Annotated in this window: 9 protein-coding genes; 8 read left to right on the top strand and 1 reads right to left on the bottom strand. The window is 58.5% G+C overall.

Translation table 11 applies throughout. The features are described 5' to 3' along the window. Nucleotides 1–331 precede the first annotated feature (331 nt). Nucleotides 332–1,261: a DUF6612 family protein gene (locus AC6I6H_RS09500; RefSeq protein ID WP_497953518.1), complete on the top strand. Its 930-nt coding sequence runs from the start codon at nt 332–334 to the stop codon at nt 1,259–1,261. A 241-nt stretch (nt 1,262–1,502) separates the two neighbouring features. After that, on the top strand, nt 1,503–1,763 hold the full coding sequence (locus AC6I6H_RS09495) for a hypothetical protein (protein WP_497953517.1): 261 nt from the start codon (nt 1,503–1,505) through the stop codon (nt 1,761–1,763). Between the two features lie 750 nt (nt 1,764–2,513). Here AC6I6H_RS09495 and AC6I6H_RS09490 read toward each other — a convergent pair. After that, complete coding sequence (locus tag AC6I6H_RS09490) at nt 2,514–3,623, bottom strand: branched-chain amino acid aminotransferase (RefSeq protein WP_497953516.1); 1,110 nt, start codon at nt 3,621–3,623, stop codon at nt 2,514–2,516. A gap of 133 nt (nt 3,624–3,756) precedes the next feature. Here AC6I6H_RS09490 and AC6I6H_RS09485 point away from each other — a divergent pair, with 133 nt between their 5' ends. The 6 genes from AC6I6H_RS09485 to trmFO all read left to right on the top strand — a co-directional run bounded on the left by AC6I6H_RS09485 (nt 3,757) and on the right by trmFO (nt 12,175). Beyond that, nucleotides 3,757–4,650 (top strand): LysR family transcriptional regulator, encoded by an 894-nt coding sequence (locus AC6I6H_RS09485; RefSeq protein ID WP_497953515.1) that lies wholly within the window; start codon nt 3,757–3,759, stop codon nt 4,648–4,650. A 166-nt stretch (nt 4,651–4,816) separates the two neighbouring features. Next, nucleotides 4,817–5,983: an ADP-forming succinate--CoA ligase subunit beta gene (sucC, locus tag AC6I6H_RS09480; RefSeq protein ID WP_497953514.1), complete on the top strand. Its 1,167-nt coding sequence runs from the start codon at nt 4,817–4,819 to the stop codon at nt 5,981–5,983. Nucleotides 5,984–6,070: 87 nt separating this feature from the next. Continuing rightward, the gene (gene sucD, locus AC6I6H_RS09475; protein WP_497953513.1) at nt 6,071–7,018 is read left to right on the top strand and encodes a succinate--CoA ligase subunit alpha; all 948 of its coding nucleotides are present in this window, start codon (nt 6,071–6,073) and stop codon (nt 7,016–7,018) included. Between the two features lie 139 nt (nt 7,019–7,157). Then, nucleotides 7,158–8,240, top strand: coding sequence for a DNA-processing protein DprA (gene dprA / locus AC6I6H_RS09470; RefSeq protein WP_497953512.1), 1,083 nt, complete (start codon nt 7,158–7,160; stop codon nt 8,238–8,240). 425 nt (nt 8,241–8,665) lie between these two features. Continuing rightward, complete coding sequence (gene topA / locus AC6I6H_RS09465; RefSeq protein WP_497953511.1) at nt 8,666–10,765, top strand: type I DNA topoisomerase; 2,100 nt, start codon at nt 8,666–8,668, stop codon at nt 10,763–10,765. 81 nt (nt 10,766–10,846) lie between these two features. Continuing rightward, nucleotides 10,847–12,175: an FADH(2)-oxidizing methylenetetrahydrofolate--tRNA-(uracil(54)-C(5))-methyltransferase TrmFO gene (trmFO, locus tag AC6I6H_RS09460; protein WP_497953510.1), complete on the top strand. Its 1,329-nt coding sequence runs from the start codon at nt 10,847–10,849 to the stop codon at nt 12,173–12,175. The last annotated feature ends 109 nt before the right edge of the window (nt 12,176–12,284 follow it).

Here is a 12,284-nt window from a genome sequence, read left to right as displayed (position 1 = left end):
GGTGCTTCCTTTATCCGCCGCCGGATCTTCCGGATCCGGCATCGTACTCCTGTTAAATTTCGGCATGGGCTCCGTTTCTCCTTCTCGTGTTCACGAAAATGACAAATATGCAAGGGCGGATTAGCATGTTTTCATGGCGGATGGCAGAAGTGACTGTTACCCCTTTTCATTTTTTGACAATGGTACCTTTTGCCCGAAGCAAAAAGAGGGAAGGAAGGTTCCTCCTTTTTTTTCTGGGCATATGGAGCGATTTTCCGGAAAAATGTTGCAAACGATAGGGGATTGGGTAATAGTGGGGGTTGGAAATTACAATGTCTAGGAGGAAATCATCTTGAAGAAATGGACTACTGTTATTTTGGGGACTGTACTAACACTCAGCCTTGCCGGATGCGGGAACAAAGAAAAAGAAGCCGAAAGCTCCGCGTCCCCGGCAAGCGCTGCAACTTCGGCTGCTTCCGCGCCTGCGGCGACGGCATCGCCCGCAGCAACCGAGACACCGGCGGCGGAAACAGGCGGGGCCATCACGGTTGAAGAATTTCTCACAAAAGCTACGGAGGCCGGGAAAAGCCTGGAAAGCTTCGAAATGCTGAACGAGACCTCCCAAAATATTGAAATGACCCTGGAGGGCCAAACCCGCACGGCCGACAGCAAAACGTCCTCCACCGCCCAATTCATCAAAAAGCCATTTACCATGCATCAGGTGATGACGTCCTCGGGCAACGCTGCGCCGGGAGGGGTCATGGAAGTGGAGCAATATCTGACGGCTGACGGAATGTATTCCAAAGTAAACGGGCAATGGGTCAAGATTCCGTCCTCCCTTACTGCCGACCTTACCGCGACGCTGGAGCAATCCGCCAGTCCGGAAGCGCAGCTGGAAGAGCTGAAGACCTTGACCGATAGCTTGAAAATCGTTGAGGAAGGCGATGAGTACCTGCTGACTACGGAAGTATCCGGGGATCAGGTGAAGGAGCTGGCCAAAGAATACATGAGCCAGAGCGGATCGTCCACCCCCGAAGAACAAGCGATGATGGAGCAAATGAACGTGGAAACCATGACCATTCAATATGCGGTGCAAAAAGATACGTTCTATCCGACCAAAACGAGCGTTTCCATGGCCATGAAAGTCGACGTGGAAGGGCAGTCGGTCAGCATCACCATGGATATGAACAGCTCGGTATCCAAACACAATGAAATCGGCGAAATCAAAGTGCCGGAAGAAGCATTGAACGCTCCGGAGCAGGAGATGCCGGCCACGCCGTAAGCTCGCTTTTTGAGCAAAAGAAAGGGAAGCGACAGTCCGGCCCGTGCTTGCTGGAGGACCGGCCGACCGTCGCGGAAAGACCGCCATTCCTTCGGGAATCGGCGGTCTTTGCTTTTGCTGTTTTGGGCAAGAAGCCGTCCTTCTGCGCTTCAATGCGCTGAGTAAAGCCATTGCATGTCCGGACTTCTGCCCAACGCTTGGAGAGATGCAAAAAGGGCATGCTAAAGAAGAGGTGAATGCAATGGAAGAAAAACCTTATTTTTGTCCGAACTGCCGTTCCAACCGATACAAATTCAGCCGGCTGACGACGTTCTCGACGCCGTTTCTGAAGGATGCCCTTACGGGCCAGCAGTTGGAGACGGGAGAGCCCGAGGCGCTGCCGGAAGAGGAGCCTTTGATCCAGTGCCAGGTTTGCCAGTTTGCCGGCAATGAGCTGCGTTTCATCAAGCAGGCGGAACGGGAGCCTAGGCCCGGCGCGCCGCTCTCAAACGGACTGGCTTAAGCGGCGGCCCAGCCTCTCATTGGACCGGCAGGCCAAATGGCTGAAAGGTGCGCTTAAGCCGAATCAGACAAACAGGACCTCATGAAAGCATGAGGTCCCCAGGCTGTTGAGAAAGTCTCGTTAGGCATTTTTTGTGCAAAAGGGCAGCAAGCGCGAATTCCCATTAACCGGAGGGTTTCGCGCTTGCAACCTGGACAGGAAGTGCAATAAAGCAACTAATCCGATTATATCTGACCATTATCGACCGTTTAGTTGCAAAAAAGCAATTAATTCTCCGCTTTTCTCCAGATATCGCTTGTTTATTCAGATTTAAGTGCGTCTAGGGATTTATTTTGCGATCGGAACGGGACACCATCGAAAATAAGTGTCGCTGTGCATCTATTTGCCTTTTTTCCCGGACTTCGTGGGCTTGTGCCCGCCACTTGCGATTTTCAGCCAATAAAGCAGAGAGAAGAAAGGGAGAACGAGGCAAACGGGGAGGCGCTGATGACGGTAGCCGTACAGAATAGGACGAAGACAGCGACCCCAACAGGATCGCTGAGATTAACGGAGTAAGTACCCCCTTCGTTTTCCCCCTTTACAACGAGCACAAACGAAACTGAGCACCCACGGGAACTAAAATGAGCTGGGTTTCTCGACAAGCTGAGGCCCTCATGTCAGCATGAGGGCCTCTTTGTTATTGCATCGCCAAATCCTATCGGAGCTTTCCCTTCTCCGGCCGTTGGCACCCGGTTCATCCGCCGCCGGCGCTTACGCCTTCGCGGAATCCGCCGTCTTGCTTTCGCAGACGATCGTCCAGCCGAACGGATCGTCCAGGCTGCCGTTCTGGATGCCGGTGATGCTGTCGTACACGCGCTGGGACAGCGGACCGATCTTGCCGCCGCCGATGACCATGTTCTTGCCTTCCCAATTCAGCCGGCCGATCGGGGAAATAACGGCCGCCGTACCGGTGCCGAACGCTTCCTCCAGCGTGCCGTTCTCGTACGCCTCGGCAATTTCGGCGATCGAGATTTTCCGCTCCTCGACCGGAACGTCCCAGCTTTTCAGGAGCTGCAGCACCGAGTCGCGGGTAATCCCGCCGAGGATGCTTCCGTTCAGCATGGGCGTGCAGACCTTGCCGCCGATCTTAAAGAAGACGTTCATGCTGCCGACCTCTTCGACATATTTCTGCTCCACGCCGTCGAGCCACAGCACTTGGTCGCAGTTGTCGGCGTGCGCGTCTTCCTGCGCTTTCAGGCTCGATGCATAGTTGCCCGCCGTTTTGGCGAAGCCGGTGCCGCCCCGCACCGCGCGGACATACTTGTCCTCCACGCGGATGTCAACGGGCTTCAGCCCGTTTCCGTAATAGGAGCCGACGGGGGAGAGGATGATCATAAACAGGTAGCGGCTCGAGGCGCGGACGCCCAGTCCAACCTCCGTGGCGATGATGAAGGGGCGGATGTAGAGGGACGATCCGTCCGCTTCCGGGACCCATTCCGCTTCCCGGCCTACCAGCTCGCGCACCGCGTCGACAAAAAACGCCTCGTCGAAAGCGGGAATGTTCAGCCGTTCGCCGGACAGGTTCAACCGCTCGGCGTTTTTCTCGGGACGGAACAGACGAAGCGTGCCATCCTTGCCCTTGAAGGCCTTCATGCCTTCAAAAATCGCCTGCCCGTAGTGGAAGATCATCGCGGCCGGGTCCAGCGTCAGGGGAGCGTACGGGACGATCCGGGGGTCGTTCCAGCCTTTTTCCCTGGAGTAGTCCATCAGGAACATATAATCGGTAAAAAATTTGCCGAATCCAAGCGAAGCCGAGTCCGGCTTCGACTTCAGGGAGACCGCTTTTTCAAAACGAATGTCGTCTGCCTTGTAATTCGTCATGGTCAAGTCCACCTTCCAGTATCGTATCTTGCCGTTTTTTCTATTTTACACTATACGCACCGGAAATTCATTGTACAATCCGAAAGTGTCAATTAAAATCATAGACAACGTCAATGATTCGGAGGAGAAAACAGTGGATTTTCGGCTGCTGGAGTACTTTTTGGCGGTTTGCGAGGAGCTTCATTTTACCCGGGCGGCGGACAAGCTGGGCGTCAGCCAGCCGACGCTGAGCCAGCAAATCCGGCTCTTGGAGCATCGGGTGGGAACGCCTTTGTTCCGGCGGATCGGCAAACGCATTTTCCTGACGGAAGCGGGCGAAATTCTGCGGAAGCATACCGCGAACGCGTTTCACGAGCTGGAGCAGGCCCGCAATGCAATCGGCGATTTGAAGAAAATGAAGCGCGGCAAACTGCGGATCGGCTGCTCGGGGAATCACCTGCTCGCCGCCGCGGCCGCCGGTTTTCACTCTTTGTACCCGGAAATCGAACTCAGCCTGGCCGAGCTCGCCACCGAAGAAACGCTGCACGGGCTGCTGCATCACAACCTCGACCTGGGGATCGTTTTTTTGACGTTCGACGAAGAACGCCTGGAGCGCGTGCCGCTGTACGAGGAAACGCTGGAGCTCGTCGTTTCCCGCGATTTTCCGGTTCCCGAGGATGGAAACGGCTGTATTCCATTGACGGCCTTGGCGGATGTTCCGCTGATTTTGCTGCAAAAGAAATTTTACGTCCGTCAGTTATTCGACCGGTTTATGCAATCGGCGGGGCTTGCGGCGAAGCCGAAAATCGAGCTTTCCACGCTCGAAACGCTGAGCCGGATGGCGGCGGGCGGCGTGGGCGGCGCGGTGCTGCCCCGGTCATATGCGTCGGGTCTTCAGGACGCAAGCCTGCGCCGCGTGCCGATCGTCGATCCGGTGCCTTTTCAGCCGGTCGGGATCGTGTATCACAAGGACACGTACTTGAACCTGCCGGCGCGTTTATTTATTGATCACGTAAAAAGCTGTCTTCGCGCGGAGACGGAGGAATAAGATAAAAGAGGCCCGCTTTCCCTGGGGCAGACAAGATAGCAGATCGGCAGCCGGTCCCGATTTGCTATTTTTTATTTTGTCAATAAAATAGGATATAGACACTACACTCTTCTTATGTATTGTTGCACCGACAGATCGCGCATTCAGATGATGGGAGGATCGGTTGATGAACATTCATGAGTACCAGGGGAAAGAAGTGCTCCGGCAGTACGGGGTTTCCGTCCCGAGAGGAAAAGTCGCCTATACGGCGGAGGAAGCGGTTGAAGCCGCATTGGAGCTCGGGTCTTCCGTAACGGTCGTCAAAGCGCAGATTCACGCGGGCGGCCGGGGAAAGGCGGGCGGTGTCAAAATCGCCAAGTCGCTGGACGAGGTGCGGGAGCACGCCGGGGAGCTGCTCGGCAAAGTGCTTGTTACCCACCAGACGGGCCCGGCGGGCAAAGAAGTAAAGCGGCTCCTGATCGAAGAAGGCGTTGATATCCGCCAGGAGTATTACATCGGTCTGGTGCTCGACCGCAGCGTCGGCCGCGTCGTTCTGATGGCTTCGGAGGAAGGCGGAACGGAAATCGAAGAGGTGGCCGCCCGCACGCCGGAAAAGATTTTTCGGGAAACGATCGATCCCGCCGTCGGACTGCTGCCGTTTCAGGCAAGACGGCTTGCGAAAGCGATCCGCATTCCGGATGAACTGGCCGGCAAGGCGGTGCGGTTTATGGCCGCTTTGTACAGCGCTTACATGGACAAAGATTGCACGGTGGCGGAAATCAACCCGCTTGTTGTAACCGGCTCGGGCGAGATTATCGCGCTGGATGCCAAGCTGAATTTTGACGCCAATGCCTTGTACCGGCACAAAGACATCCAGCAGCTGCGGGACCCGGATGAGGAAGACCCGAAGGAAATCGAAGCCTCCCGGCACGATCTGTCTTATATTTCCCTGGACGGAAACATCGGCTGCATGGTGAACGGTGCCGGTCTGGCCATGGCAACCATGGACATCATTCATTACTACGGCGGGGAGCCCGCCAATTTTCTGGACGTCGGAGGCGGCGCCTCGGCGGAAAAAGTGGCGGAAGCGTTCAAGATCATTCTTTCCGACACGAACGTAAAAGGCATCTTTATCAACATCTTCGGGGGCATTATGCGCTGCGACGTGATCGCCGAAGGCGTCGTTTCGGCCGCCCGGCTGGTGGGGCTGGACCGTCCGCTCGTGGTCCGGCTGGAAGGCACGAATGTGGACCGGGGCAAGGCGATTCTCAGCCAATCGGGACTGAATATCATAGCCGCGGACTCCATGGCCGACGGGGCGCAAAAAATCGTCCGCGAGGTTCAAACGGCCTGACCGGAAATCCGGCGCGACAGCGTTCGGACGGTCAAGCGAAAGCCGTCAGACGGATTTTCGAATAAGCGAGAAAAGGATGTGTTGGGAATGAGCATCTTTATCGGCCGCGACACGAAAGTCATCACCCAGGGGATAACCGGGGCAACCGGGCTGTTTCATACAAAAGGCGCGCTGGAATACGGCACGAAAATGGTCGGCGGGGTCACGCCCGGCAAAGGCGGCACTCAGCTGGAGATCGCACTGGACAGCGGACAGACGGTTTCGCTGCCGGTTTTCGACTCGGTGCGGGAGGCCAAGGCCGCGACGGGAGCGACCGTTTCCGTGATTTATGTGCCTCCGGCGTTTGCGGCCGACTCGATCATGGAGGCGGCCGAGGCGGGACTGGAGCTGATCATCTGCATTACCGAAGGGATTCCGGTGGTCGACATGATCAAGGTCAAGCGTTATCTCGAAGACAAACGCTCCGTGCTGATCGGCCCCAACTGTCCGGGCGTGATCACGCCGGGGGAGTGCAAAATCGGCATCATGCCGGGCTACATTCATACGCCGGGCCATGTCGGCGTCGTGTCGCGGAGCGGCACTTTGACCTACGAGGCGGTGCATCAGCTCACGGTGCGGGGCATCGGCCAGTCGACGGCCGTCGGGATCGGCGGCGATCCGGTCAAAGGCTCGGAATTTATCGATGTGCTGCGCCGCTTTAACGAAGACCCCGACACCTACGCCGTTATCCTGATCGGGGAAATCGGAGGCACGGCCGAGGAAGAAGCGGCGGAATGGATCAAGCTGCACATGAAAAAGCCGGTGGTCGGCTTTATCGGCGGCCAGACGGCTCCGCCGGGCAAGCGGATGGGCCATGCGGGAGCGATTATCGCCGGCGGGAAGGGGACGGCGGCCGAGAAGGTGGCCGCCCTGGAGGCGGCGGGCATCCGCGTGGCGCCCACCCCGGCGGATATGGGCGAAACGCTGGCGAATCTGCTGGCGGAAAAAGGGCTGCTTGAGAAATGCATCACAGCGAAAGCGTCCGTAAATTCGTAAGCTTGGAGTATATAAGAACACGGAACAGGTAAGCAACCTTTCCTTGCCCTCGCGGGCGGGAAAGGTTTTTTTATTTACCTGGGTCTAGGCTGTGTCAGGCCTTGCTGCCCTGGGGCATGTTCCGAAAAGGAGAGACTTTATGGACCGGAGAACGGTATTGCTTGCGCTTCAGGAGATCAAGGGAGTGGGCTGGAAAACGATTCTGAAGCTTGCGGCGGAGCTTGCAGACCTGGCGGCTTTGCCCGGTCTGTCCGCCGAAGCGCTCGTCCGGCTTGGCCTGCCCGCAGCACGGGCGGAGGCCGTGCTTGCCGGGCTGAACGGCCGCGACTGGAGCGACCTGGAACGCGGCTACGCGGAGCGCGGCATCCGCTGCATCGTGATCGGCGACCCGGCTTACCCGGCGCTGCTCGCCGAAACCTCGCAGCCCCCGTGGGCGCTGTACGCCATCGGCCGGCCGGAGCTCCTGGCCCGTCCGGCGTTTGCCGTCGTGGGGACAAGGTCCCCGTCGGCGTACGGCCGGCGGGCGGCGGAGGACATCGGCCGCCTGCTGTCGCGCGCGGGAGCGTCCGTCGTCAGCGGTCTCGCGCGCGGCATCGACGGCGCCGCCCACGCGGGCGCGCTGGAGGCGGCCGGCGGGACGATCGCCGTCGTGGGCGGCGGCCCCGACGTCGTCTACCCGCCGGACAACGCTCCGCTGCGCGCGGAGATTGCCCGGCGAGGGCTGATCGTGTCCGAGTTCCCGCCGGGAACGGCGATCCGCCCCGGGCTGTTTCCGCTGCGCAACCGGATCATCGCCGGGCTTTCGCTCGCCACCATCGTGGTCGAAGCTGCGGAGCGCAGCGGCTCCCTGATCACGGCCGATCAGGCGCTGGACGAATCCCGCGATGTGTTTGCGGTGCCCGGCCCGATCAGCTCGCCCAAAAGCCGCGGCACCAATCTGCTTCTGCGGCAGGGCGCCCGGATCGTGACCGAGCCGCAGGACATTTTGCGGGATTATGCCGGCTTTCCCGGCCTCTCGGCCGAACCGGACGGCGAAACCGCTTGCGCTTTATCCGCCCCGGAACGGGAGGTGCTCGGCCTCTTGTCGAACATCCCCTCGACCTTTGACGAGCTGATGGCCGGCGCGGGCAAAGATTTTGGCGCCCTTCACGAAATCCTGCTGTCCCTGACTTTGAAAAAGCGGATCAAAGCGCTTCCGGGAGCGGCGTATCTCCGGCTATAAAGGTTGTATATTTGCCGATATCTTCGGGAGTCGGAAGGAGAATTCGGGGTAAAGAGAGAATAGAAAAGAGCGGTTTTGGAATCCCGTTCCAGATCGTTCTTTCATTATATATTTGACAAGTAGGGCGCGATTGTGTAGAAATGAATGGTGACGCCAGCAGGTTTTCGGAACCGTTTTCGTCCGCGCCGGGACTGCGGAAGCACGGGGCAGTCCGGCCGTCTTAGCGGCGGGTTGGAACCATTCGGGCGCATTCGACGTACATCATGGGTAAACCTTAACAATAGCACGCTCCGCTTTTTTATAGTCGCCGGCGCTCCTTTTGCACAGAGGAAGCTGCCGGAGGATAACGGGGCGGATGAAAGCATGCCGCGTCCGGCGCGGCGAAACGAAGACAAGCAACCGCTCAAATGAAGGGGGTCGGTGCAATGGCAGATTCTCTTGTGATCGTGGAATCACCCGCCAAGGCAAAAACGATCGGAAAATATCTGGGAAGCAAATTCATTGTCAAAGCCTCCATGGGGCACATCCGCGATCTTCCCAAAAGCCAAACCGGCGTCGAAGTGGATAACGGCTTCGAGCCCAAATACATCACCATCCGCGGCAAAGGCCCCGTTCTGAAGGAACTCAAGGACGCCAGCCGCAAAGTGAAAAAAATTTATCTGGCCGCTGACCCTGACCGCGAAGGGGAAGCGATCGCTTGGCATCTCGCGCATTACCTGGACATCGACGAGAAGGACTCCTGCCGGGTCGTGTTCAACGAGATTACGAAGCAGGCGGTAAAGGACGCGTTCAAGACGCCGCGCCCGATCAACATGGACCTGGTGAACGCGCAGCAGGCGCGGCGGATTCTCGACCGTCTGGTCGGCTACAAGATCAGTCCGCTGCTTTGGAAGAAGGTCAAAAAGGGCTTGTCCGCCGGGCGCGTTCAATCGGTGGCCGTCAAGCTGATCAACGACCGCGAGAATGAGATCCGGGAGTTTGTGCCGGAGGAATACTGGTCCATCACGGCGGCACTGCTTCAGAAAGGCGCGCCGGTGGAGGCCAAATTCTACGGCAGCGCGGGGCAGAAGCGGGAGCTGTCGAACGAATCAGATGTTCAGGCGATTTTGAAGGAGATTGGAAACGGGCCGTTTGCGGTCGCGGAGGTCCGCGAGAAGGAACGGCTGCGGAATCCGTCCGCTCCGTTCATCACCAGTACCCTGCAGCAGGAAGCGGCGCGCAAGCTGAACTTCCGCGCTTCCAAAACGATGTCCGTCGCCCAGCAGCTGTACGAGGGCATCGACCTCGGCAAAGAGGGAACGGTCGGTCTTATTACCTACATGCGGACCGACTCCACCCGGATCTCCCCGGTGGCGCAGGAAGAAGCCAAATCGTACATCACCGAGAAGTACGGCGAAGCTTTTTATCCGGAGACCCCGCGGGTGTACACCAAGAAAGCGGCCAATACCCAGGACGCCCACGAAGCGATCCGGCCCAGCTCCGTCCTGCGCGAGCCGGATGCGATCAAGGAATTTTTGAGCCGCGATCAGTACCGGCTGTACAAACTCATTTGGGAACGGTTTGTTTCAAGCCAGATGGCCTCCGCCGTTCTGGACACCGTAACGGCCGATATCGCCGCCGGGTCGCATCTTTTCCGCGCCGCCGGCTCCCAGGTGAAGTTCCCCGGGTTCATGAAGGTCTATATCGAAGGCAACGATGACGGCACGACGGAGGAGGAACGGCTTTTGCCCCCGCTCAAGCAGGGCGACGTTCTCGAAGTGTCCGGCATCGAGCCGAAGCAGCATTTTACCCAGCCGCCCCCAAGGTACACTGAAGCCCGGCTGGTGCGGGCGCTGGAGGAAATGGGCATCGGACGGCCCAGCACGTACGCCCCGACGCTGGAGACGATTCAAAAGCGCGGATACGTGGCTCTGGAGGAGAAGAAATTTGTCCCCACCGAGCTCGGCGAGCTGGTAGACGAGCTGATGGCGGAGTTCTTCCCCGAAATCCTCGATGTGGAGTTTACCGCCCGCATGGAAGAGGATTTGGACCATGTCGAGGAAGGCCGCGAAGACTGGGTGAAGGTGCTGGAGCATTTCTACGAGTCGTTTGAGAAGCGGCTGGAAGTCGCCGAGGAAGAAATGAAGGAAATTGAAATCCAGGACGAAGTGTCCGATGAGATATGCGAGAAATGCGGCCGCCCGCTCGTTTACAAGATGGGCCGGTTCGGCAAATTCCTCGCCTGCTCCGGCTTTCCGGAATGCCGCAACACCAAGCCGATCATCAAGGATACCGGCGTAATTTGCCCCACCTGCGGGGAAGGGCGGATCGTGGAGCGGCGCAGCAAGAAAGGGCGCATCTTCTTCGGCTGCAACCGTTACCCGGAATGCGATTTCGTTTCCTGGGACCGGCCCTTCGGCGAGAAGTGCCCGTCCTGCGAAAGCATGCTGATCGTCAAGAACTCCAAGAACGGTCCTGTCGTTCAATGCACCGCATGCGATTACAAACGGGAGCTCCAGGAGGAAGGAACGGAAGAAGCCGAATAAACAAACCGGCCCGAAAGCTAAGCTTCCTGCGGAAGCTTAGCTTTCCTTTGCGGCCGGGACAACCAGAAGGAGGAGTACGGTTTGACTACAGCAAGCAGCAGGACCCCGGTTACGGTTGTCGGCGCAGGTCTCGCAGGCAGCGAGGCCGCCTGGCAGATCGCCAAACAGGGAGTGCCCGTGATTCTATACGAGATGCGGCCGATCGTCAAAACCCCGGCGCATATCAGCGACAAGTTTGCCGAGCTGGTGTGCAGCAATTCGCTGCGCGCCAACGGCTTGTCCAACGCGGTCGGAGTAATCAAGGAGGAAATGCGGCGGCTTGACTCGCTTATTCTCTCGTCCGCCGACCGCCATGCCGTGCCGGCGGGCGGGGCGCTGGCCGTGGACCGGGACGGTTTTTCCGGCGCGGTCACCCAGGCGCTGCGCGAGCATCCGCTCGTTGAGGTGCGCAATGAGGAGCTGACGGAGCTTCCGGACGGCATCGTGGTGATTGCTTCCGGCCCGCTGACGTCCGCTCCGCTCGCCGCCCGGTTAAAGGAGCTGCTCGGGGAAGAGTATTTGTATTTCTACGATGCGGCCGCTCCGATTGTCGAGAAGGATTCGATCGACATGGACAAGGTGTACGTCGCCTCGCGCTACGATAAAGGGGAAGCGGCCTACATCAATTGCCCGTTTACCGAGGAAGAGTTCAACGCGTTTTACGACGCGCTTGTATCGGCGGAGACCGCTCCGGTCAAGGAATTTGAGAAAGAAATTTATTTCGAGGGCTGCATGCCGGTCGAGGTCATGGCCTCCCGCGGCCGCCAGACATTGCTCTTCGGTCCGATGAAGCCTGTGGGACTGCCGGACCCGAAGACCGGCAAAATCCCCCACGCCGTACTCCAGCTGCGCCAGGACAACGCGGCCGGCACGCTGTACAACCTGGTCGGGTTCCAGACGCACCTGAAATGGGGCGAGCAAAAGCGGGTCTTTTCGCTGATTCCCGGCCTGGAGAATGCCGAGTTCGTCCGGTACGGGGTTATGCACCGGAACACGTTCCTGAATTCGCCGCGTTTGCTGAAGCCGACCTATCAGTACAGGGGACGCGATACGCTTTTCTTCGCCGGCCAGATGACCGGAGTGGAAGGCTACGTCGAGTCGGCGGCCTCCGGGCTTCTTGCCGGCATCAATGCGGGACGGCTGGCGAACGGGCTGGAGCCGCTGATTTTCCCTCAGGAGACAGCCTTGGGCGGTATGGCGCATTACGTGACCCATGCCGATCCCGCCGGTTTCCAGCCGATGAACGCCAACTTCGGTCTTTTCCCGCCGCTGGCGGAAAAGATACGGAACAAGAAGCTCAAAAACGAAAAGCTTGCGGAACGCGCACTTGCCAGCCTCGGCCAGTACGCGGGCGAGCAGGGGCTTCTCTAACCGAAAGGCGGCCCGAACGGGGCCGCTTTCGCTTGTAGGTACAAGGCCAGCTGTGTTACGATAAATATGTTTTCCTTGATCGGAACGCGCGGGATCGGGTCCTGTTCCT

Source organism: Gorillibacterium sp. sgz306347 (genome assembly GCF_059735245.1).
Note: the sequence above shows the minus strand (reverse complement) of the source record. Positions and strands in the feature narration are given on the sequence as shown.